This window comes from Marinococcus halotolerans DSM 16375 (genome assembly GCF_000420725.1).
Classification (GTDB): domain Bacteria; phylum Bacillota; class Bacilli; order Bacillales; family Marinococcaceae; genus Marinococcus; species Marinococcus halotolerans.
The window spans coordinates 33,079-53,250 of record NZ_ATVM01000019.1 but is presented as its reverse complement, the minus strand read 5'-3'; the positions used below and the strand labels follow the sequence as shown (position 1 = coordinate 53,250).

General features: G+C 44.5%; 29 protein-coding genes. 20 read left to right on the top strand and 9 right to left on the bottom strand.

Features of this window, described 5'->3' with window-relative positions:
- On the bottom strand, positions 1-238 hold a 238-nt coding region (locus tag G548_RS0112880; RefSeq protein WP_022794565.1), incomplete at its 3' end, for a transposase.
- A 369-nt stretch (positions 239-607) separates the two neighbouring features.
- Here G548_RS0112880 and arfA point away from each other — a divergent pair.
- The 4 genes from arfA to G548_RS18170 all read left to right on the top strand — a co-directional run bounded on the left by arfA (position 608) and on the right by G548_RS18170 (position 3,746).
- A complete protein-coding gene (gene arfA / locus G548_RS0112875) occupies positions 608-2,125 on the top strand; it encodes an arabinosylfuranosidase ArfA (RefSeq protein ID WP_022794564.1) in 1,518 nt (505 codons plus the stop codon).
- A 150-nt stretch (positions 2,126-2,275) separates the two neighbouring features.
- The gene (locus G548_RS19260; protein WP_022794563.1) at positions 2,276-2,449 is read left to right on the top strand and encodes a hypothetical protein; all 174 of its coding nucleotides are present in this window, start codon (positions 2,276-2,278) and stop codon (positions 2,447-2,449) included.
- Positions 2,450-2,501: 52 nt separating this feature from the next.
- Positions 2,502-3,386 (top strand): M23 family metallopeptidase, encoded by an 885-nt coding sequence (locus G548_RS18175; RefSeq protein WP_022794562.1) that lies wholly within the window; start codon positions 2,502-2,504, stop codon positions 3,384-3,386.
- A gap of 111 nt (positions 3,387-3,497) precedes the next feature.
- Positions 3,498-3,746 carry a DUF6007 family protein gene (locus G548_RS18170; RefSeq protein WP_022794561.1) on the top strand — a complete coding sequence of 83 codons (249 nt, stop codon included), beginning with the start codon at positions 3,498-3,500 and terminating at the stop codon, positions 3,744-3,746.
- Positions 3,747-4,175: 429 nt separating this feature from the next.
- Here G548_RS18170 and G548_RS18165 read toward each other — a convergent pair whose 3' ends face one another.
- Positions 4,176-5,006, bottom strand: coding sequence for a DUF6920 family protein (locus G548_RS18165; protein ID WP_022794559.1), 831 nt, complete (start codon positions 5,004-5,006; stop codon positions 4,176-4,178).
- A gap of 228 nt (positions 5,007-5,234) precedes the next feature.
- Here G548_RS18165 and G548_RS0112845 point away from each other — a divergent pair, with 228 nt between their 5' ends.
- The 3 genes from G548_RS0112845 to G548_RS0112835 all read left to right on the top strand — a co-directional run bounded on the left by G548_RS0112845 (position 5,235) and on the right by G548_RS0112835 (position 7,335).
- The gene (locus G548_RS0112845) at positions 5,235-5,486 is read left to right on the top strand and encodes a hypothetical protein (protein WP_022794558.1); all 252 of its coding nucleotides are present in this window, start codon (positions 5,235-5,237) and stop codon (positions 5,484-5,486) included.
- A 72-nt stretch (positions 5,487-5,558) separates the two neighbouring features.
- Complete coding sequence (locus tag G548_RS0112840) at positions 5,559-6,113, top strand: TetR/AcrR family transcriptional regulator (protein WP_022794557.1); 555 nt, start codon at positions 5,559-5,561, stop codon at positions 6,111-6,113.
- Between the two features lie 97 nt (positions 6,114-6,210).
- Positions 6,211-7,335, top strand: coding sequence for an MFS transporter (locus G548_RS0112835; RefSeq protein WP_022794556.1), 1,125 nt, complete (start codon positions 6,211-6,213; stop codon positions 7,333-7,335).
- Between the two features lie 17 nt (positions 7,336-7,352).
- Here G548_RS0112835 and G548_RS0112830 read toward each other — a convergent pair whose 3' ends face one another.
- Positions 7,353-7,910: a hypothetical protein gene (locus G548_RS0112830; RefSeq protein WP_022794555.1), complete on the bottom strand. Its 558-nt coding sequence runs from the start codon at positions 7,908-7,910 to the stop codon at positions 7,353-7,355.
- Positions 7,907-8,500 (bottom strand): TetR/AcrR family transcriptional regulator, encoded by a 594-nt coding sequence (locus tag G548_RS0112825; protein ID WP_022794554.1) that lies wholly within the window; start codon positions 8,498-8,500, stop codon positions 7,907-7,909. The genes G548_RS0112830 and G548_RS0112825 overlap by 4 nt, the downstream gene beginning before the upstream one ends.
- Before the next feature lie 181 nt (positions 8,501-8,681).
- Here G548_RS0112825 and G548_RS0112820 point away from each other — a divergent pair, with 181 nt between their 5' ends.
- From G548_RS0112820 to G548_RS0112805, 4 genes are all read left to right on the top strand, one after another.
- Positions 8,682-9,239, top strand: coding sequence for a sugar O-acetyltransferase (locus G548_RS0112820; RefSeq protein WP_022794553.1), 558 nt, complete (start codon positions 8,682-8,684; stop codon positions 9,237-9,239).
- A gap of 51 nt (positions 9,240-9,290) precedes the next feature.
- A complete protein-coding gene (locus G548_RS0112815) occupies positions 9,291-9,713 on the top strand; it encodes a VOC family protein (RefSeq protein ID WP_022794552.1) in 423 nt (140 codons plus the stop codon).
- A 67-nt stretch (positions 9,714-9,780) separates the two neighbouring features.
- The gene (locus G548_RS0112810; RefSeq protein ID WP_022794551.1) at positions 9,781-10,368 is read left to right on the top strand and encodes a type 1 glutamine amidotransferase family protein; all 588 of its coding nucleotides are present in this window, start codon (positions 9,781-9,783) and stop codon (positions 10,366-10,368) included.
- A gap of 459 nt (positions 10,369-10,827) precedes the next feature.
- Positions 10,828-12,360 (top strand): BCCT family transporter, encoded by a 1,533-nt coding sequence (locus G548_RS0112805; RefSeq protein ID WP_022794550.1) that lies wholly within the window; start codon positions 10,828-10,830, stop codon positions 12,358-12,360.
- Between the two features lie 95 nt (positions 12,361-12,455).
- Here G548_RS0112805 and G548_RS0112800 read toward each other — a convergent pair whose 3' ends face one another.
- Positions 12,456-12,857, bottom strand: a complete 402-nt coding sequence (locus tag G548_RS0112800; RefSeq protein WP_022794549.1) for a VOC family protein — start codon at positions 12,855-12,857, stop codon at positions 12,456-12,458.
- Positions 12,858-12,896: 39 nt separating this feature from the next.
- Positions 12,897-13,553 carry an HAD family hydrolase gene (locus G548_RS0112795; RefSeq protein ID WP_022794548.1) on the bottom strand — a complete coding sequence of 219 codons (657 nt, stop codon included), beginning with the start codon at positions 13,551-13,553 and terminating at the stop codon, positions 12,897-12,899.
- A gap of 144 nt (positions 13,554-13,697) precedes the next feature.
- On the opposite strand from G548_RS0112795, the gene G548_RS0112790 reads away from it, so the two are divergent.
- Positions 13,698-14,186, top strand: a complete 489-nt coding sequence (locus tag G548_RS0112790; protein ID WP_022794547.1) for a hypothetical protein — start codon at positions 13,698-13,700, stop codon at positions 14,184-14,186.
- Positions 14,187-14,230: 44 nt separating this feature from the next.
- On the opposite strand, the gene G548_RS0112785 is transcribed toward G548_RS0112790, so the two are convergent.
- Complete coding sequence (locus G548_RS0112785) at positions 14,231-14,752, bottom strand: DinB family protein (protein ID WP_022794546.1); 522 nt, start codon at positions 14,750-14,752, stop codon at positions 14,231-14,233.
- A gap of 133 nt (positions 14,753-14,885) precedes the next feature.
- Between G548_RS0112785 and G548_RS0112780 the strand changes: the two genes are divergently transcribed.
- From G548_RS0112780 to G548_RS0112755, 7 genes are all read left to right on the top strand, one after another.
- Complete coding sequence (locus tag G548_RS0112780) at positions 14,886-15,776, top strand: PhzF family phenazine biosynthesis isomerase (protein ID WP_022794545.1); 891 nt, start codon at positions 14,886-14,888, stop codon at positions 15,774-15,776.
- Between the two features lie 36 nt (positions 15,777-15,812).
- Positions 15,813-16,085, top strand: coding sequence for a GNAT family N-acetyltransferase (locus tag G548_RS19685; protein WP_342664632.1), 273 nt, complete (start codon positions 15,813-15,815; stop codon positions 16,083-16,085).
- Complete coding sequence (locus G548_RS19680; RefSeq protein WP_342664631.1) at positions 16,086-16,385, top strand: GNAT family N-acetyltransferase; 300 nt, start codon at positions 16,086-16,088, stop codon at positions 16,383-16,385.
- A gap of 277 nt (positions 16,386-16,662) precedes the next feature.
- Entirely contained in the window at positions 16,663-16,926 is a 264-nt protein-coding gene (locus tag G548_RS19580; RefSeq protein ID WP_245558602.1) for a hypothetical protein, read from the top strand.
- The gene (locus G548_RS0112765; protein WP_022794544.1) at positions 16,926-17,126 is read left to right on the top strand and encodes a hypothetical protein; all 201 of its coding nucleotides are present in this window, start codon (positions 16,926-16,928) and stop codon (positions 17,124-17,126) included. Before G548_RS19580 ends, G548_RS0112765 begins: the two co-directional genes overlap by 1 nt.
- A 66-nt stretch (positions 17,127-17,192) precedes the next feature.
- Positions 17,193-17,360: a hypothetical protein gene (locus tag G548_RS19255; RefSeq protein WP_156847943.1), complete on the top strand. Its 168-nt coding sequence runs from the start codon at positions 17,193-17,195 to the stop codon at positions 17,358-17,360.
- Positions 17,361-17,458: 98 nt separating this feature from the next.
- The gene (locus G548_RS0112755; RefSeq protein ID WP_022794542.1) at positions 17,459-17,674 is read left to right on the top strand and encodes a DUF6366 family protein; all 216 of its coding nucleotides are present in this window, start codon (positions 17,459-17,461) and stop codon (positions 17,672-17,674) included.
- A 138-nt stretch (positions 17,675-17,812) separates the two neighbouring features.
- Here the strand turns inward: G548_RS0112755 and G548_RS18150 are convergent, their stop codons facing one another.
- Positions 17,813-18,364, bottom strand: coding sequence for a DUF2812 domain-containing protein (locus G548_RS18150; RefSeq protein WP_022794541.1), 552 nt, complete (start codon positions 18,362-18,364; stop codon positions 17,813-17,815).
- Entirely contained in the window at positions 18,343-18,699 is a 357-nt protein-coding gene (locus G548_RS0112745; RefSeq protein ID WP_022794540.1) for a PadR family transcriptional regulator, read from the bottom strand. The genes G548_RS18150 and G548_RS0112745 overlap by 22 nt, the downstream gene beginning before the upstream one ends.
- Positions 18,700-18,845: 146 nt before the next feature.
- Between G548_RS0112745 and G548_RS18855 the strand changes: the two genes are divergently transcribed.
- Positions 18,846-19,838, top strand: coding sequence for a hypothetical protein (locus tag G548_RS18855; RefSeq protein ID WP_022794539.1), 993 nt, complete (start codon positions 18,846-18,848; stop codon positions 19,836-19,838).
- The last annotated feature ends 334 nt before the right edge of the window (positions 19,839-20,172 follow it).

Here is a 20,172-nt window from a genome sequence, read left to right as displayed (position 1 = left end):
CCCGGGGAATCGCCAGCGACAGCTCCCCAAATTCGGTTTTCAGCGTGCGCTCGTACGTGCCGTTGCGGGAATTGCCGGAACCAATGCCGGCCGCATCGTACTTCTCGTAATCCAAAAAAGACGTTAATTCGGTTTGAAGCAGCTGATTGACGGCGTGTTCCAAATGAGATCGGAAGATCTCGTTGACATCCTGATGTTGGACTAGAGCGTGAGCAATATCTGTAGTAAAATTATTCATAGGGAAGTCCTCTTTTCTGTGAATGTGGTCGGCTAACTTCATTCTACTAGAAAAGGACTTCCTTTTTTCGTGTTCGCTCGTTTACACAAAATATTTTACGCTCTCAAAAAACGTAATCGAGCATATTTTTATTATCAACTCAGCCCGATTAATAATAATTAGAGATTCTTTTGGGGGAGATTAATGTAGAAAATGCATGCTTATAAAATCTTGCATACTGAAATTTTGAAAGCGTTATTAATTGTTTTCCCAAACTTTCATCTTAGTGAACCAATTTCAACACTTATAGAACTGGAAATACTGAAGGGTCATAACCAATCCAATTGTTAAGTAGTAAAAGATAAAAAATTATTAGGGAGCACACAAAATATGGTGAAAAAACAACCTAAAGCTTCAGTTATTGTCGATAAAGATTTTGTCATTTCGAAAGTGGATGAGCGCATTTACGGCTCTTTCATCGAGCAACTGGGACGGGCTGTATATGGCGGTATTTATGAACCGGGACATGAACAGGCAGATGAACAGGGCTTTCGTCAGGACGTGCTGCAGTTAGTCAGGGATCTGCAGGTCCCCATTATCCGCTACCCGGGGGGAAACATGGTTTCTGCGTACAACTGGGAAGACGGTGTCGGGCCAAAAAGTGAACGGCCAAGACGGCTCGAGCTTGCCTGGAGCACCATAGAAACAAATGAAGTAGGAACCAATGAATTCGCCGAGTGGGCGGCGAAGGCAGGCACTGATGTTATGATGGCTGTAAACCTTGGCACTAGAGGTATTGATGCTGCAAGATATCTGCTGGAGTACTGCAATCATCCCGGCGGCACGTACTATAGTGATCTGCGGAAAAGCCACGGCTATGAACAGCCGCACAATATTAAAACGTGGTGTCTTGGCAATGACATGGACGGGTCCTGGCAGCTCGGCGGTAAAACGGCTGAAGAATATGGCCGCCTCGCTTATGAAACAGCGAAAGCGATGAAAACTGTGGATCCATCGATTGAACTGGTGAGCTGTGGGAGTTCGAATTCGGCGATGCCGACCTTCCCGGAATGGGAAGCAACTACGCTTTCGCACACCTACGAATTTGCCGATCATATATCGCTCCATCAATATTATGGGAACCACGATAATGACACGGCTAATTTTTTGGCGAAGTCGTTGGATATGGATCAGTTTATTCGTACCGTGATCTCCACGTGCGATTACATCAAGGCCAAAAAACGAAGCAAAAAAACGATTAATCTCAGCTTTGATGAATGGAACGTATGGTTTCATTCGACCGAAGCGGATGAAAAACTGGAGCCCTGGCAGGTCGCACCGCCGCAGCTGGAAGATGTTTATAATTTCGAAGACGCCCTGCTGGTAGCTAACATGGTTCATACGCTGATTAACCACGCAGACCGCGTGAAAATTGCGTGCATGGCGCAGCTCGTCAACGTGATCGCCCCCATCATGACGGAAAACCAGGGCAGAGCGTGGAAGCAGACGATTTACTATCCGTTTTATTATTTGTCGGTGTACGGACGGGGAAAGGCGCTGCAGCCAATTATCCATTCGGATAAATACGATTCCAAAGAGTTTACAGATGTGCCTTATTTAGATAGCGCTGTTGTCTTAAATGAAGAACGTCATAAACTTGTGCTGTTTATGACCAACAGGCATTTAGAAGAATCTTTATCTATTTCATATGACCTGCGCTCATTTGAGCAGGCGGAGGTAGTGGAGCATATTGTGCTTGAACATGATGATCCGAAAGCGGTGAACACGAAAGAGAAAGAAGAAGTAGCTCCTCATAGAAATGGAAATGCTGTGCTGGAAGAAAAGCAGCTGCAGGCAGAGCTGCCACGCATGTCCTGGAATATGGTAAGACTGCGTATAAAAAAATAATTTGAAGTGATTAACAAGGGTTCTTAGATAAATGTCTAAGGACCTTTTTTAATTCGAAACAAATAGTATCCATAATATTCCTTTTGTTGCTGACTCCTGATACGATGAACAATGAAGAATAAAATTTTCTGATGATCGGAGGGACCAACTGTGAAGGGAAAACAATTGATAATACCGGTTTCCTTATTATTAGCGGCAATTATAGCTGGAGGTTTGGGGCTCGGCTATGAATTAGGCATGCCAGTAATATCTGCTGGATTGATAGTAATTTGTATTCTGACGGCTGCCTGGGGCACTTCCTGGATAGGCACCTCGAAAAAATAACCGGATGGTTAGTAATACGAAACGCAAAATGACCTGTCAGGAGGAAAGTATCATGACATCTACATTCCCGGACCATCCAATAACGCCCCAGGAATTTGGAAATTTATTTCTACGTGGCGAGTTTGTTCGCATTTATGAACAAACCACGAACGATTTTAAGGGGCTCGCTGCGAGCGATGAATTTCAGGAAATGGCCGCTGGCTTCAATAAAGGTGTAACAGCATATAATCTTTTGTTTTCATATCAGATAGACGAACATTTAGTGCAGTACGTTTGGAACGACGACAGGAATGAACGGGCGCTTGAGGTATATATGGACCATCAACACTTCATTCATGGCTTGGTTATGCAGCCCGTAGCTATTGATCCAGTTGACGAAAAAGAGGAGTCCAGGAAACAGTATCGCTGGCCGGTACAGCCGGGGATGGGATGGACAATTGTCTGGGGTGGAAATCATCCTCTGGCTAACGCTCATCACCACTTATCCAACCAACGCTATGCGTATGATCTGGTAATTCAAACGGAAGGGAAGACCTATGAAAAATCGCCGGCATGTAACGAGCATTATACGGCCTACGAACAACCAATTTATGCACCGGCAGAGGGTACTATAGCTGAAGTAATAGATGGAATTCCGGACAACGAGCCGGGAGTCATGAATGAAGAGGAGCTCGCGGGTAATGTGGTGGTTATTCATCATGCTTCCGAGGAGTACAGCGTTTTGGCTCATTTGCAGCCTGGTTCGATTCTGGTGCGGAAGGGCGAGCGTGTCTCAATGGGACAGGTGATAGGAAAATGCGGTAACTCGGGCAATTCATCAGAACCACATCTGCACATGCAGCTTTCGACCCAAGCAGATTTTCTTTATGGAAAATCTATCAGTATGAAATTTGCTAACGGCTGCCATCCTATCCGCGGCGATCAGATCAATGAATGATAATAAAAATTGTGGGTCAGCGATTTAATTGTATATATACAGAAATACCAGAAGTCAGCAGCCGTGCTTCATAGTTAAAAACAACTAGGCTAAAGCAGGAGGGAGGTAAGTATGAGAGATAAAGAGCAGGAAACTCTTGAAAATACTTTTGCTCAAATTAATACATATGATCTTATCTTTCTGCTCCCGATAGCCTGGCTGTTTTCATACCTCCCCGTGCATGGTTTATGGAGTATTGTAGTAAATCTATTCATTATTATCTTTGTTAGTATTGGATTAATTTACGTTACTCATACGCTTGTGGAAGAAGCAAAAAGCGTAGAAAAAGAAGATAATCAATCAAGTGGTTCACTCATATAAAGACATATTTTATTGTAAACTTTCGGTATCCTCAACAGTTATTTCTTAATCAAAGGCTTGGCAAATGCTATAATGAGTAAGACAATAACATCGTTGTCCCGCTTCAGGGTTTACTGGAATTTTCATAATGGATAAAACGAACCTGGCGCGGGTTCGTTCTTTTCTATAGTTGGGGGTGTTTAATTGAAACAAACGATAAATACCGGGTCAGTCATAGGAGGAATTTTTCTCACGGCTGTTATTTTTTTTAATATTTATTTAATGATTGTTCAAAACTCTCTTATTTCCAATCTATTATCAGCAGCTGCTATTGTTTTACTTCTCATCATTGTTATCCCGTTCTGGGTGCTTATGGTAAAGCACTTCTTTAAATCGTGAATACGAAAAGGACTGTCTCTGTGTGGATAAAGAGAGAGTCCTTTGCTTTGTTCATGGTTGTTCATTAAATCTTATATCTTTTACTTCTACTCTGTACCACGTGAATTTCCCTTCTTCTAACATCCATGAAACAGTTATCGTTGTAGGGATCTCTATTCCTTCAAAAGTGGAATTTTCTACAACTTCCCCGACGCATTCCAAAAGTCTTGCATTTTTACTACTGTCTTTGTATCGCAGAGCGCTAATTTTTTCTACACTTCCGTCAGCGCTAAACTGATAAATGGCGGACCCTGAAACACCGTTATAATCCATCGTAGCTTCGGCAGAAAACTCATCGATCTGCTTCCATTGAATGTATGGTCGGAGCGCAGCGGAGGGATACCAGGGCAGCTCAAGCAAATACCTTTGCAGGGTAGACTGATTTATTTTTTCATTATCAGTGATATTTACAATTGGAATAAGCGAAGCTATTTTAATTGTCATGTGTCCTGTGCCATGCGTGAAAAGATCTCTTCCGACTACTTTGATGAAGGGAAGCATTTTTATTTCCGCCTTCCAGAGAAACGCTGGTTCATTGACTGCGATATATTGTTCCGCGTTTGATGGATACCACTTTTTCTGGGCAGGATTTAATTTCATTAATCCCGTTTGTTTTAATCGTACCGATTGTATTTCATGTTTGCCTGCTATACCAACCTTTGTGAGCCACTTCGCTACAGGAAGGGGGAGCGTGTCGATTCTTTGTTGAGTTACCTTTACAGCTGGATCATTTTCGCTGACAGCGGAAAGAGAAGCGATTTCTCGATTTGTAAAATAGTTAAAACACCTTTTTCTGAGAATTAACGTAACAATTAAAAGCACAATAAAAGAAAGAAACTTCATCAGAGGCACCTCCAGAGTACACGCTTCATTTCCAGTACGTATGACTATACCAAAAAGCATACCGGCGATTTGTTTTTCGCAGTGGTGGTATCGCTATTCCCTTTAAATGCTTTCATCAAAAAGCCAAGAGTACGGCTATAATTTGTTTTCTGAAAATTTCTTTAACGCACGTTTGAAAGGATAAAGTATAATTGAATTATCAAATATTATTCGGAAAGGGGAAGCGATATGGAATATCGGGAGTTTTTAGAAGAAATTGTCGGTATTATCTGGGGCGGGGATGCTGAAAATATTTCCGAGGGGGAAGAAGAGTACAAGAGCACTTATAGTGGTAAATTACTGGATTTAATGAAGGAAGGAAAGACAGAACAGGAAGCGAAAAGCACGGTTATTGCTGAAATTCGTGATGATTATAAAGAATATAACATAGACGAATTTCTAAATGATACGGCAGAAAAAATCAGAAAGAAAAAACAATAAATTAACATTTAGACGTAGAATATGTTAAGATTTATTATAATGAACGTTCAATAAACAAAAGGGGGGGCTCCTATGAAAGCGGCATCGAAAAAAGAGGTCATATTGAACACTGCGGAAGGCCTCTTTTATCAGCACGGATTTCATGCTGTCGGGGTTAAAAGTATTTTGAATGAAGTCGGAGTGGCACCGATGACGATGTACTATCATTTTAAGTCCAAAGAAGTGTTGATTATAGAAATATTAAAGCGCCGGGAAATGCGGTATTTTGACTTTATAGAAGAGGCGATCGATAAAAAGAGTGATTTTAATTATTACGCAAAATCACTGATTAAGGCCCACGTGGACTGGATGAAAACGGACGGCTTTAATGGATGCCTGTTCTTAAGAGCGAAGCAGGAATATGAGGGAGTCAACGAAGAGATTACTGCTATGAGTAAAGATCATAAAACAACCCTGTTAAATAAAATTGAGCGTGACATCAAGTTCTTTAATGCTCCCAAAACGCTCGGAACGCAGCTGGTCCTGATCATGGAGGGAATTACGTCCATGGCTCAGATTTTGGAGATGAAGGAAGTAGAAGCATCGGCATTCGATTTGGTAAAAAGCATGCAGGCGGACAGCGAATAGATATAGAAAAGAGCATCGTTATCAATGCTGATGGCTCTTATTTTTTAACTAACTATTGAATGAACGATCAATAAATAAATAAAAGGAGCGAACGAACATGAATGCAAATAAACTAATCCTTGCCGGCCTGCCTATGATTGCGGTGACCTACGGGCTGTCCCGGTTCAGCTACGGGCTGATGCTTCCCTATATTAATGAGGCACTCCATATGAGCCAATCCACGAGTGGAATCATTTCTTCTTTGTCCTATGTGGCATACTGTATAGCCATAGTAGCAGCGATGATGTTTTCACGCACGGTTAGCTCCAGGTTTATCCTGGTGGCAGCGGGGGCCCTCTCGATTATTGGGCTCGGCGTCATCTCCGTTTCTTTAACTCCAGTAGGGCTGGGGGCGGGGATATTTTTAGCAGGGATGAGTACGGGCTTATCCTCGCCACCGTATGCCAGTATCGTAAATACGAGCGTCGAATCAAGAGCGCAGAACCAGACGAATGCCTGGATCAATTCCGGTACAAGCATAGGAACAGCATTCACCGGGGCTATTGCGATTATGATGGTGGAGAGCTGGAGGGAGACGTATATAATCTTTATGGTGATCGCTATTATCGTGCTGGCTGCCAACTATAAAGTGCTTCCCCGTACACAGACGTTTGAAGAACAGAGCTCCGCAGGGTTTGTAAAGGAGGAATGGAAGCAGTCCGTCCCACTGATCCTGGCCTCCCTGTTTTTAGGCATTTCTTCGGCGGCATACTGGACCTTTTCGAGAGATTTTATCGTCAATTTGGACGGGGTGCCCGCCTATCTGGGAGACTGGCTCTGGGTAATCATCGGTCTGGCAGGCTTATTGGGCGGGACCGCCGGGATCGTTATTAACCGGTTTGGCATTATGCACGCCTTCAGGCTTTCAGTCGTAACGCTGTCTACTGCATCCCTGCTCCTCGGAAGCTGGCCCGGAAGCCCCGTTGTTGGGTTTTTGTCCCCGTTTCTTTTCGGGAGCTCGTATGTCTTCATCACCGGCGTTCTGATAGTTTGGGGTGTCTCAGTGTTTCGAACGAATCCTTCTATTGGACTGGGCCTGCCGTTTTTAATGCTCGCTCTGGGCCAGGCTGCGGGATCCATTTTTTCCGGAGTTATTGCTGGGTCGTTTGGCTATCATATGCTGTTTCTCGCTGCTTCTGTGATCGGCTATGCCACGATAATATTTAAATGTAAATCTTCATAAAAATTTCTACAGGCGTGTTATTGATGAATTTCTTCTTTATATTTCGCCTCGCGTGGCCATATAAAGTACGTAATGGATATAATCAAATCGATCACTACGATGAGAGACCATAGTTTAATAGTGCTGCTCAAAGCTTCCGTTCTGTCTGCGTTATTCACGAGAAAAATAACTATCCACAGGAGTCCCGTTCCAAGAACATACGCCAGGACGTGCTTGAGCCAGTCCTTAAAGTATTTTCGGGAATAGGCATAGCCGTAAAGCCGGGACGGCCTGTCGCCCTGCCTCATAATATAATACCTGAACCGTTCGTCGGCCCAGCGGATCATCTGCTTTCCAAAAACAATGGAGACCGCAATGTAGATAGCAGCAATGGCATGAGCCGTGGTAGCTAGTGCCCCGCGCATCAGATCCACGGAGGCCGCAATCAGCAGAATCAAATCCAGTACGGGTGTTAAGGCGAGAAAGAATAACCCCAGCCTTGGCATTTGAAACACGTAGCGAATAATTAATCCGGCGACAATAACTATCCAGAAGGCTATTTCGATTCCAATAATCAGCAGCAGTATGAAATTCATCTATACTCCTCCTTCAGCCAGGAATGAACTTCGTTACGAATCAATTTAGCGGCATGTTCATTATTTATACGGTCAGGGGTTAACAATTTGTGCAGGGCCAGCCCGTCAACGAGGGCGTGAGCACGCATTGTAGTCAGCTCGACAGGCAGCTCCTCCTGAAGCATCTTTTTTTCGCTTAAATATTGTAAGGATTTTTGAATGAGCAGACGTATTTCGTCTCCCATGGAATTCGTTCCTGCTTCATGGAGTTCATACTGAAAAGCCATCCACACTTCCATATCCGCGTAGCGGTCATCGTCTAAAGGGAGAACTGCGAGTATTGCCTGAATGACCCGTTCCTTTTCGGTTAAATCTTCCTGGTCAAATATCTCCTGAATTCTTTGTGCCACTTTATGATTTACTTTTTCCATGACTGCATCGAGCAGCGCACTGTGAGTGGGAAAGTAGTAGCGGATCTGCCCGGGCGTCATTTCCGCGAGCTTTGCGATAGTTCTAACCGTCGCGCCTTTTGCACCGCTGTTCACAATGGACTGCCACGTGTACTCCACAATCTGCTCTTTTTTCTTTTCGTGGTCAATGATCTTTGGCATAGAACACCTCGAGGTTTAGAAATTAAAGCAAGTATAACATTTTTTAATACAACTGTGTTAAAAAAGAAAAGCAATTTCTGGAACATTCCGTAAAACAAATATTCCTGCGCGTAATAACAGTGGTATAGTGGGCTTATAGAGGTGTTGAATGCTCATGAAATAAAGTAGAAGAGGTGTTCGAATGAAAAGCGAGAAGGAAAAAATGATGAACGGCGAGCTGTTTCTACCGCATGACCCTGAGCTTAAGGCGGAGCGGCTGCAAATGAAGCTTTTGCTTGAAGAATACAACTCGATCAGCGTCCGGGAAAAGGAAAGAAGCAATCAGCTGTTACAGGACATCGTAGGAACGATGGGAGAAAAAGCCCGTATCGGGCCGCCGTTCTGGTGCGACTACGGCTACAATATTCACCTTGGGGACCACTTTTTCGCCAACGTCAACTGCGTCATGCTTGATGAAGCGCCAATTACGTTCGGTGACGGGGTAATGCTGGGACCGGGAGTGCATATATATACCGTGAACCATCCAATGGAGGAAGCGGCCCGCGCGACGCTCCAGGAATACGGAGCGCCTGTGACGATCGGTCACAATGTATGGGTCGGGGGAGGAGCCATAATCAATCCCGGCATCCGCATTGAAGACGGCGCAGTGATTGCTTCGGGAGCAGTCGTGACCAAAGACGTTTCTGCGCGCACACTGGTGGGAGGAAATCCGGCAAAATTTATTAAACAGCTGGATTAGTAAAGCTTTTCCACTGCAATAAGGAGAGACCTGTACAAGGAGATGATGGTGATGAAGCCAAATGTGTCTGTCATTACTATTGGTGTAGAGAACCTGCAAAAATCGGTGCACTTTTATCGTGATGGGCTGGGTTTCCCTACTGAAGGAATTGTCGGAGAGGAATTTGAGAACGGAGCGGTAGCCTTTTTTGATCTGCAGGCAGGTCTGAAGCTCGCTGTTTGGAAGCGTGAAAGTATTGCGCATGAAGCCGGCGTCGAGGCCGGCCAGCCAAATCCTGCGGAATTCACTCTTGGTCACAATGTGAACAGTAAAGCGGAGGTGGAGGCGATTATGGAGAAGGCGGAACGTGCAGGGGCCTTTATCACGGACCCGGCACACGAGACGTTCTGGGGAGGGTACTCCGGACATTTCCAGGACCCGGACGGCCACCTATGGGAAATTGTATGGAACCCGGCATGGATTGAGGAAGATTAAGTGTGTTTCAGTTTGACTGCAGCTGTCATATGCAATGTCCTAAAAAATTATTTTGGAGGGATCTGCTGTGAAGCAAGCAATATTTCTGCTTTTAGATGAGTACGCTGATTGGGAAGCCGCATATTTGTCAGCAACGCTGAACGAAAGCAGGGAGTGGGCTGTTAGTACAATTTCTCTGCATGAGCAGGTGACTTCCATCGGCGGCTTTAAAACAGCGGTGGATTATAAAGTTAACAATCATCCGGATTTCGATCTGCTGGTATTAATTGGGGGCAACACGTGGAGTATTGAAAGCGATGATATTTATAGTTTAGTGGACCAAGCGTTCAATAAAAATACTCCGGTTGGTGCCATATGCGGAGCAGTAGATTATTTAGCAAAGAATGGGTTTTTAAATCATTTCAAGCATACGGGCAATTCGGCTTACTTCTGGCAGAACTACGAAAACTATAAGCCGGATGTAGAATTTATGGAAGATCAGGCTGTTAAGGATAAAAACCTGGTGACCGCAAACGGAACGGCACCTATAGAATTTACCGAGCTGGTTTTGCACATGGTTAATTTTGACACGGCAGAAGAAATTGAAAAGACAATGTATATGTACCGGTACGGCTTTTACGAATACGCTGAAAAATACGGTAATCCATTTTTATAAATGAGACTTTAGGAAAAGTAAAAGGCCACCAGGGAACGATTAATAACCTAAGGTCGTGTGAAAAGCAGCCGTCGTGGATCCGTAACGTCACGAGGCTCTTTGGCAGAGAAAGGGTATTCCAGTATAACTACTCCCCTTAAATGACCGGTCGGCTGATTGGAATAGATTAATTGAGTACCGGCTAGATGCGCTCTATACGCACCATGGCTTTTTGGAAGCCGTGGTGTGTATTTTGTTGTCGGAGCCGATGACTCATTCACCGTTCCGCATAATGCAGAACTAAAAAGTATCCAGGGCTATAAACCTTTACCGGGTATTGATTTATCAATTAGGTCCGCAGATAGAGGGTTTACACGGTGAACACCGCGGGAAACACTTATTTTAGCTTCAAACGAAAGGTTTTCGTAGTGATCAGTTCCACGTTTTTAGCCGCTGTTGAAAAAGGAAGGAGCCCCCGTCGTGGATAATCAAAAACCAAGAGTAGGCTTTGTGTTTTACGGAGCCTTAGTAATACTGCTTATTATGGCGGTTGTCGGAGTCGCAATTCCGCAATCTTTTTTTAATGCAAGCTCTGCAGTGAGAGCATTTGTATCGACACATTTTGGTTGGTATTATCTTTTACTTGTGTCAGGATGCGTGCTTTTATGTATTTATTTTATTTTCAGCAGGTATGGAAATATCCGTCTCGGAAGGCCGGAGGATCGTCCGGAATACAGCTATCCCACCTGGTTTGCGATGCTGTTCAGCTCCGGGATGGGAGTCGGCCTTGTATTCTGGAGCGGGGCGGAGACAGTCTCGCACTACGCAACGAGTGCCCCGGAAGCAGAGGCAGGAACGGAGGAAGCACTTCTCGATTCGATGCGCTACATGTTTCTGCACTGGGGCATACACCCATGGGCCATATACGGTGTTACAGGTATTTGTTTTGCCTACTTTACGTTCCGCCGGGGCGCACCCGGCATGGTGAGCGCTATGCTCAGTCCAATTATGAATGAAAAAGGCATCGGTGGAAAAGTAGTGGACATTGTCGCCCTGATTACCACAGTGTCGGGGATTGCCACGGTTCTTGGTATCGGGGTTACTCAAGTTTCCGGCGGTATGTCCTATTTGTTTGGTACACCGAACAACTACACGATGCAGCTGATTGTGATTGTCGTTATTACTGCCATGTTTTTAGTGTCGGCGTATACTGGGCTGAATAAAGGAATTAAATCCTTGAGTAATGCGAATATCTACTTAACGATCATTCTGTTTGTTTTAATGCTTTTTGTCGGACCGACGTTATTTTCCATGAATTTGTTCACGAATACGCTCGGTACCTATATACAGACGCTTCCGCAAATGAGCTTCCGAATCGCCCCTGCGTCTGAAAGTACAAGAGAGTGGATTAATGCATGGACGATATTCTACTGGGCCTGGTGGATCTCGTGGACGCCTTTTATAGGAATATTTATTGCTCGTGTGTCGAGAGGACGAACCCTGAAGGAATTCACTATCGGAGTTATTCTAGTGCCGTCGATTGTCAGCTTTATCTGGTTCTCGCTGTTTGGCGGAGCCACATTGAACGTTCAGAGCACCGGTATGGCAGACATTGCTTCGCTTGCTCCTGAAGAAGCGATTTTCGGCGTGTTTGATCAATACCCGCTTAGCACCGTTATGTCTACTATTGCACTGCTGCTAATTGTTTCATTCTTTATTACTTCGGCTGACTCTGCCACCTTCGTGCTGGGTATGCAAACCTCCAATGGAGCAATGAATCCTTCAGCTGTGGTGAAGTTCACATGGGGAATCATGCTTTCTGCAACAGCGGCTGTGCTGCTGTATTCCGGAGGAATAGATGCGCTGCAGAATGTCATGATTATATCGGCGCTTCCTTTTTCTATCGTGATGATACTGATGGTGTACTCCCTGTTTAAAGCACTCCGGGAGGAACAAGATATTGAAACGAAGGATAAACGAAAAAATCCAGACAAACCGAATAAAGCCTCCTAAACTGGCTGTTAGAACTCCTGATAAACTTGGGAGTTTTTTTTTATGAGAAGCTATTTTTACAAGCGAAGCCCAAAATACTTTTTCATCGACGGGGTTCAGCTTCCTGCTGGAGCCACAAGCTCTACTTTAATACGGTCAGGGTCTTCAAAATAGACTGCGTAGTGCTCGTTTCCGCCGGCAAAGGGGTGCAGGTCTTCATAAAGAATGGGTACATCCGCTGACCGCAGCTTCCCGGTCATTTGATCCACATGAGATTTCGACCGGGCATGAAAGGCAATATGGTTCAACCCCGTCCGGCGCCGGTGATAAGAAACATCCAAAAAACGATCCTCCGTCTGTACAAATACGATGTAGGAGGAAGCCAATTTGAAGCTGATGCCCTCCGGCCATTGCTGATAGATATGATAGCCAAGGTCTTGCAGCAGCCATTTCCAAAAGGCCGTCGACCGTTCGAGGTCGGATACATAAAGCTCAATATGATGGATGTGTCCGTTCATGGGAGTTTCTCCTTTATTCAACTATATTTTTTACGCTTCCTATTCGTTCAGTTTTCCAATTATCCGGGGGATGTCCTCAAGACGATCTGTACTAGCGTGAGCACAGGGAGAGGCGTTTGTTGTTTTGTGAATCGTAAGCATACCCAGTTTTTTAGCGGGGAAAATATCCGCTTCGGGATGATCTCCGATAAATACTGTATTTGCAGCTTGAACTCGCAAATAATCCAGTGCATATTGGAATACTTTGGGGTCAGGTTTGCGAAGATTGAGTTGGCCCGAGGTGACGATGAGATCCAGATACTGTTGAATGGCTAAAGAAGTTATTTTGTTACGCTGGTAAAAATCACGGCCGTTGGTGACAATTCCTATTTTATAATTCTTTTTATGTAAAGCTGCAAGCATGTGGTGTAATCCTGGAAAGCCTTCGCTGAATTTGGGATAGCACTCATTTAAATTTTGTAATAACTGCTCAAGAAATTTCTTTGGAATACCACATTGACGGCCAATCTCCTGATAAACGACAGTTTTAGGCAACAGCTGATTATTCAAGGATATAAAGATATCTTTAAACGTCTGCAGGTATGCATAACGATGCAATGCAAAATGTTCGTGCTGATATTCAGCGAAAAGCGATAGTGTTTGTTGTTTGTCGAGCAGCGTTTGGTCTAAATCAAATAAAACAGCGTCAGTAGCCAAAGGAAAGCCTCCAATAAAATTCGATTTTTCTGAAAGAAAAACAAGTAATCCTGTCTTTCCCTATTTATTGTAAAAAAGTATCATAGAGAGAAGATAAAGTAAATTGGGTACTTGAAGACACCTTTTCCTGAAGGAGGGGCGTAAATGAAGCCATGGAAAAGTTTTGTGCTGCTTGCGGTAATGTTTCCTGCGGGATGTGAAGCAGCTGGGGAGGAAACAAGTGGAGAAGTGCCTCCTTCTGCTCCGGATGTGACAGCTATTGCTGGTGGTCAGGAGCATGATCTGTCCTTCGTTACAAGTACATGGAACGTTGAACTGCCGGAAGGAGAGCAGCAGACAATCCAAACCGATGGAACGGGGCTTCAAGCTGTCGCTGATCACCCTTCGCAAGTGGAAGCTGATAGTGGAAACTCAGTGGACATCCGTTTTGAGAATGGCCGGAACCCGGACCAAATTGTTGGTTATTGGAAGCGCGGGCAAGAACAGGAAAAAGCTGAAACACTTGAAGATAAAACGTCTTTAAAGTTACCGGAAGAAGCCGGCACGTATATGTATGAAATGCACACTCAGTGGTCCGGCTCAGATTATGAGGGAGAGGTCACGTACGCGATTAAAGTAAAAGTTCTTGAATGAGGAACAGTATTGTAGAATGGAACGAAATAGCAGGGAGCCTGTATTCAAGAAAGCTGGGCATACCATTGACGCAGCAGATTGATGTTGGCCTGGTGATACCGGCTGTGGTCGGCTATGTGCCAGAGTCCCCAGCGTATCGTAGCCTGTTTTTCATTTTCGTGGCTAAAAGAAACGATGGAAGTTAAATCCTGATCGGTCAGCTGAACACACACATCGGCCAGTTCACTGATCACCTGCTCATAGTGAGACACGAGCGTATGCAGAGAAAAGCCCTGTACAAGAGGAATGTTCCCCTGGTCGTCCCGGGCTGGACCATAGGCTTTCTCCAGGGAATAAGGAAGGACCTCGCCTTTGATTCGGTAAACCCAATGGATATCCACGTACGTAAGGTGATTGATAAGCTGAGCGGTACTGTTGAATTTGCCGGCCGGACCTTGATATTCCAGTTCGTCCCGGGTCATTCCTTTCGTAATAGAAATTAGCCGCTGGTTATTTTCTTTGACCGCCCCGTACAGTAGTCCCACCATGGGCGCCATATGTTTTTCACCGGATAAATCAAAAACCATGATTTCTACCTCCTTGGCTTGGAAGAGCAATTAATATCATTTTAACGTTCTATTTTTATATAAGTAAAATTAATAGTTGCAAAGGCTAATATTTTCATGCTGCTATAGATTTTCACAGACGGGGAGGAAAAATATGCAGAAATTCCGTGTTCACCATTATGATGCGTTTAGTGAGGTGCCGCATAAAGGGAATCCGGCAGGTGTTGTTTTTGACGGAGACCATATGACAGAAGCAGAAATGCAGAAAGTGGCATACAAGGTTGGGTTTAATGAAACAGCCTTTGTATTATCTTCTGAATCAGCAGATATACGACTGCGCTTTTTTACACCGGGCCACGAAATGAATTTGTGCGGTCATGCTACGCTGGCTTCCGTTTATTCATTAAAAAGTAAAGGGCTGCTTGGGGATAAAGAGCGTATCACGGTAGAAACGAGGGCTGGTATTTTAACGGTTATAGTACAAACGTCTGCTCATCAGCACACAATTACGATGACCCAGGCAACGCCTGAATTTGAAATGTTTCATGGATCCCGGGCTTCTCTGGCCATTTCGATGGGGATAGAGGAAAATGACATTCACAATAATCTGCCCATTGTCTATGGCAGCACCGGAACGTGGACACTGCTGGTGCCGATTGTTCATATAGACAGCTTTGAAAGGATGAGGCCTGATAATTCAGCGTTTCCAGATGTGCTTACGAAAATGCCTGAAGCTTCCATTCATCCGTTTTGTCTAAAGACGTATGATAAAGCAGCTGATATGCATGCGAGGCATTTTTCCTCTCCGTATTCGGGGACAGTGGAAGATCCTGTCACAGGCACGGCTTCCGGGGTTATGGGAGCTTATTGGGCGGCCTATATTGATGAAAGCTTTCGTTCGCCTCTGCAGCTTACTATAGAGCAGGGCCAGGAGGTGAATAAAGATGGACGGGTTCACGTGCAGGTGACAAGGCAAAAGGATAATGTTGATGTGAATATTACCGGCCGGGCAGTTTATGTAACTAGCTTTGATGTAGCTTTATAATAGAAGAATTTTTCGGAAGATCAAAAGGAGCAGAGAATGAGTGAACTAGATGGTAATAAAGTATTTTTAAGGCAAGCCAACGAGACCGACATAAAGCAGCTGTACGAATGGAAATACATCGACGAGCATCAGGCAGCAAAAAAATGGAATGCGCCGTATATCGAGGAAAATTTCATTTCCTTTTCCTCCTATCAAGAGCAGTGGCTGGCAGAAATTTTTCCCGGTATCCCTGCTGCATTGGCTATTATTGCTGACCGCCAGGCGATTGGTTATACAGGAGCTTACTGGGTGGATGCCAATACATACTAGATGGAAACAGGTATTGTCATTTACGATTCTGCCTATTGGAACGGGGGTTATGGAACAGAGGCATTTCGCTTATGGATTGATTATTTATTTCACTACACAGATCTTCACCGCTTAGGCATGACTACCTGGTCAGCGAACGAACGCATGGTGCAGGTCGCTAAAAAATTAGGGATGAAGGAAGAGGCCCGTATTCGGGAGGCGAGATACTGGCAGGGAAGCTACTATGACTCGATCAAAATGGGCATATTAAGAAAAGAATGGGAAAGCCTGCAAAGCATTGATGGCAAAAGGAACAAATAAGAAGTCCGAAACATATGCTTTTTCTTGTGAAGAATAACCCGAGGAAGAAAGGAATGATCTGATGAAAATCTTACGTGATGCCTCGACCCCCGACGATCCGGAAAAGCTTGTGGATGAACTTTTGCAGTGACCGTTATTTGCTCATTTATCTACAATGCATGAAGACGGGCCCCGGGAGTCTCCCGTATGGTTTTTATGGGAGAACAAGGAGATTTGGATTCTTGGGAATACGCGAACCGATTCGTTTCCTGCACGGATTGAAAGCGAACCCCGATGTGTGCTTGGTATCGTGGATTTCAACCCTACAACCGGTCTCGTTCAGCACGCAGGCATCCGGGGCTGGGGCAGCCTTCTTGCTCATGATCGTGAACGGGTTTCCCGGTTGTTCTTCAAATACATGGGGACTCCGGAGCATTGGGATTCACGATTTACAAAAGTTTTGGGCGATCCGGCTTGGGTTCTGGTTCGCATAAGTCCTGAGACGGTCGTTGTACGTGATCAATCGTATGAGCGTATTAATACGGGGGAGGAGGAATTATAGTGCAGCAGTCGCCTGTCTATTTGTTTCGGTGGATGTGGATTTCATTGCTGCCGGTAACGATCATTGCACTTTTGGGAGTTATCCAATTACCCGGACTTAAATGGATAGGAGGATTGATTGGTTCGATTGCAGTGGTCGGCCTCTTTCTCTTCTTAGACTTCACATGGAGTCAAAAGCATCGCCATGATGAACACTCCTGACATAATGAATGGAGCGAGAAAATAGAGAGAGGAGGGACTCCGATAGATATCTTAGGTGTGGTTGCGGTGGTTTTATTTTCAATTTTTCTCGGCCTGCTTCCGGTAGCATTCTTTGTTTATCCGTATTGGCTTCAGCAGCATTCCACTCGGGCAGTGGAAGCGAAAACGTACGGCATGACCCTCCTCATTTTTGCATTGATGATTCTATCCGGGTATGTGGCGTTTTATGTATGAATGCGTAAAGCTTAAATATAAGATATATTCGGTATTCATCAACAGAACAGGAAAAGGCCCTGTCATTTATTAGATGTAACAATAGCGGAGGTATTCAAATGAGTGAAAATAAAGAAGAGGAAGAAAAAAGAAGAGAAAGGCTAAGACAGGAGGAATTAAAGCGAAATCCCACTGGTAATATGAATGATTCCTTTCACCGCGCAGGGAGCGGAGGCCTTGTGGATCTCGTTACCGGTTTGGGCTGGAAGGGAACAGGCATACTTATTCTTGTAATTATAGCGGGGTTCGTAGCCGCTTCATTTTTCTTCGGCTAAAAATAGTTTAGCGCAAGACTTTTTTACAAAGTGTGAACATAAAAATTACCGTCAGGATTATGCCTCCCGACGGTTTACATTTTCTGGATTGTTCTATTTAGTACACGGAGGTTTTTTCTTCGTGACTTTCTTATATTTCTACGCCTCTTGCTTTTGCTGAAGCTGGCGCACTTTAAACAGATAGCCAAAATAAGGAAGTGCGGTAAAAATGAGCGGAATTAACGCAAGCATTGTCGCAACAGTATCAATAATACTAAACCACGAAGAAGAAGGAAACAGCGATGATAGAATCCAGAGCACAGTAACGAGGATCAGAAAAAATACCAGCGACACGAGCGCCCATCGACCAAACTGCTGCTTTTGCTGTTGATAGACGTCCTGCTTATCCTGCTGCTTCGTATATAAAGGTTTCGTTTCAGGGGGAGCACGGAAAATATGCGTCGTTTCTTCTTCGGAGCATACATGCTGCCAGCCGGCATCTTGATACAGCTGAAAATAATCCGAATCGGGACGGACACGGTAATCCAGTTCGTATTGCATGCTTGCAGGCTGTCCGTGTTTCAGCTTGTAGCCCATAAATCCAAACTGCTCCAGATGCCAGCCTTTGCCAGCCTGCTGCTCCAGCTTTTTCATATCTTTGTTTTCCGAAAAGGCGAGGCCGCTGCTCATCATGTATTTTCGTTTGGCCATGGTAAAGGCACTCCTTTCTGTTGTAGGGCTTCTTTTCCGTGATGTACCATCTGTTCCCGGCGACGGACTTCCTGCTGAAAGACGTCGATTCCTGTCTCTGTAATTATATAGACCTTTCGCTGTTCCGCTTCCTTCCATAGCTCGATATAACCGGCGTGCAGAAGCTTCTGAGTCATCGTGTATACCGACCCGGGCCCCAGGTTGACCCTTTCCTCTGTTAAATCAGCAATAGTCTGCATAATGGCATAGCCGTGCTTTGGCTTCATCAATGCTAAAAGAATGTAATAGTGCGTATCCGTTAAATCACCGGAAACCAGACTGTCCTTGCGTCCCAAAATAGGCCTCCTTTCATATCATTTAATGATAGGTTATAAAATATTATATCATTAAATAATATAAATGCAATGTGAATGATTTGAAATGTTTGGAAATGGTATATTGATGGGAAAAAAGTTGGTGATAGGATAAAGGAGGAATACTAATGAAACGTATTTCGAAATGGAAACTCTCCGCGATTACTGCTGCTGGTATAATCATAGCACCGACGGGAGTCCTGGCATCAAATAACAATGGTGAATCAGATGAGTTGGAGACGAGTATACATACTACCGTGGCAGCTGAAATGGCGGTATCAAACGAGGACCCAGCAAAGGGCGTAGCGATCATGCGGGCTGCCTTAAATGCACATGGATATTTGCTGAATATAAACAGCATCCTTGGATTAAATACATGGGAGTTTCTCGCTGAACATCAAAATGGTGATAATGAAAGCGAAAGTGGAAATTCACCAGAGAGCGAAAAGGAGGAAGCAGCAGTAGCTTCAGGGGAAGAAGCGATTGAAACAGTGAAGCAGCATGAAGACTTCGGTGAAGACATACGGTTCGATGATCTTGGCGGTGACTTGAAGGAAGACGAGCAGGGAGCCTATTATACAGTCCAATTAACATCACAAGAGCTTTCAGAAGCCGGAGGGACCGGAGCCGTTGATCGGTTTAAAGTTTACGAGAACGGAGAGTATACCTCCGTCTACGGAGAGGAACAGAATACAAACAGCAATCCGGATCAGTCCCCGGCGGAAGATACCGAGCGTTATACAAATGCCCGCTTTGGCTATCAGATCGATTATCCGGCTGACTGGGAGCCGCAGCAGGAATCGGACAACGGAGACGGCAGAGTTTTACAGAATTTTGATGACAGTCATAACGTTCTAGTATTTGGAAGTCATGAGGACAGTAACAAGGCGGAGTTTACAGAGAGCAGCTCGTACAAAGAAATGGAACTAAAAGAGGGCGGCACGGGATATTATCAGCTGTCCGAAGGGGAGGAGAGCTTTACTTTTTCGATGCGGGTATTTGAAAATGATAATAGATATGGATTCGAAGCTGAGGTGCCGGAGGAGCAAGGAACACCGTCACAGGAAGAGATTCAGGAAATTGCCAGAACATTTACTGTGCTGGACTCTGAAGAGGAGTAAAACGAGCGGAGGCCACGGTTATTCCACCTCCGCTTGATTGAGAGCTTTCACAATAAGTAGAAACTGTTTCTCCTGGAAAGGCGGGTAATATTGCTGATTGTTATTGCAATGGCTTCTCCCATACTGACATAATGAATTGGGAACCCGGAGACCAGGTCGAACGTACAATAGATAGAATTGATGAGCAGGGAAAAGAATTAAAGGATTCATTACGTCACAGGGAGAAGATAAAAATGAAGGTTATGACATTATGCCACCAGGCGTTTTGCGTTGTGGTTCTTATTTTGATGGGGTTGGAATTTACAGGGGTTATTACTATACCGTTCTGGCTTTT

Excerpts from the sequence above, each read along its gene's own strand:
- G548_RS0112780 (WP_022794545.1), top strand. The coding sequence starts at position 14,886 with ATGCAGAAATTCCGTGTTCACCATTATGATGCGTTTAGTGAGGTGCCG.
- G548_RS19685 (WP_342664632.1), top strand. The coding sequence starts at position 15,813 with ATGAGTGAACTAGATGGTAATAAAGTATTTTTAAGGCAAGCCAACGAG.
- G548_RS0112785 (WP_022794546.1), bottom strand. The coding sequence starts at position 14,752 with ATGGTTTTTGATTTATCCGGTGAAAAACATATGGCGCCCATGGTGGGA.
- arfA (WP_022794564.1), top strand. The coding sequence starts at position 608 with ATGGTGAAAAAACAACCTAAAGCTTCAGTTATTGTCGATAAAGATTTT.
- G548_RS18170 (WP_022794561.1), top strand. The coding sequence starts at position 3,498 with ATGAGAGATAAAGAGCAGGAAACTCTTGAAAATACTTTTGCTCAAATT.
- G548_RS0112755 (WP_022794542.1), top strand. The coding sequence starts at position 17,459 with ATGAGTGAAAATAAAGAAGAGGAAGAAAAAAGAAGAGAAAGGCTAAGA.
- G548_RS0112825 (WP_022794554.1), bottom strand. The coding sequence starts at position 8,500 with ATGCCAAAGATCATTGACCACGAAAAGAAAAAAGAGCAGATTGTGGAG.
- G548_RS0112790 (WP_022794547.1), top strand. The coding sequence starts at position 13,698 with ATGAAGCCATGGAAAAGTTTTGTGCTGCTTGCGGTAATGTTTCCTGCG.
- G548_RS0112820 (WP_022794553.1), top strand. The coding sequence starts at position 8,682 with ATGAAAAGCGAGAAGGAAAAAATGATGAACGGCGAGCTGTTTCTACCG.
- G548_RS18150 (WP_022794541.1), bottom strand. The coding sequence starts at position 18,364 with ATGGCCAAACGAAAATACATGATGAGCAGCGGCCTCGCCTTTTCGGAA.
- G548_RS0112815 (WP_022794552.1), top strand. The coding sequence starts at position 9,291 with ATGAAGCCAAATGTGTCTGTCATTACTATTGGTGTAGAGAACCTGCAA.
- G548_RS18175 (WP_022794562.1), top strand. The coding sequence starts at position 2,502 with ATGACATCTACATTCCCGGACCATCCAATAACGCCCCAGGAATTTGGA.
- G548_RS18165 (WP_022794559.1), bottom strand. The coding sequence starts at position 5,006 with ATGAAGTTTCTTTCTTTTATTGTGCTTTTAATTGTTACGTTAATTCTC.
- G548_RS0112830 (WP_022794555.1), bottom strand. The coding sequence starts at position 7,910 with ATGAATTTCATACTGCTGCTGATTATTGGAATCGAAATAGCCTTCTGG.
- G548_RS19680 (WP_342664631.1), top strand. The coding sequence starts at position 16,086 with ATGGAAACAGGTATTGTCATTTACGATTCTGCCTATTGGAACGGGGGT.
- G548_RS0112840 (WP_022794557.1), top strand. The coding sequence starts at position 5,559 with ATGAAAGCGGCATCGAAAAAAGAGGTCATATTGAACACTGCGGAAGGC.
- G548_RS18855 (WP_022794539.1), top strand. The coding sequence starts at position 18,846 with ATGAAACGTATTTCGAAATGGAAACTCTCCGCGATTACTGCTGCTGGT.
- G548_RS0112835 (WP_022794556.1), top strand. The coding sequence starts at position 6,211 with ATGAATGCAAATAAACTAATCCTTGCCGGCCTGCCTATGATTGCGGTG.
- G548_RS0112800 (WP_022794549.1), bottom strand. The coding sequence starts at position 12,857 with ATGAACGGACACATCCATCATATTGAGCTTTATGTATCCGACCTCGAA.
- G548_RS0112845 (WP_022794558.1), top strand. The coding sequence starts at position 5,235 with ATGGAATATCGGGAGTTTTTAGAAGAAATTGTCGGTATTATCTGGGGC.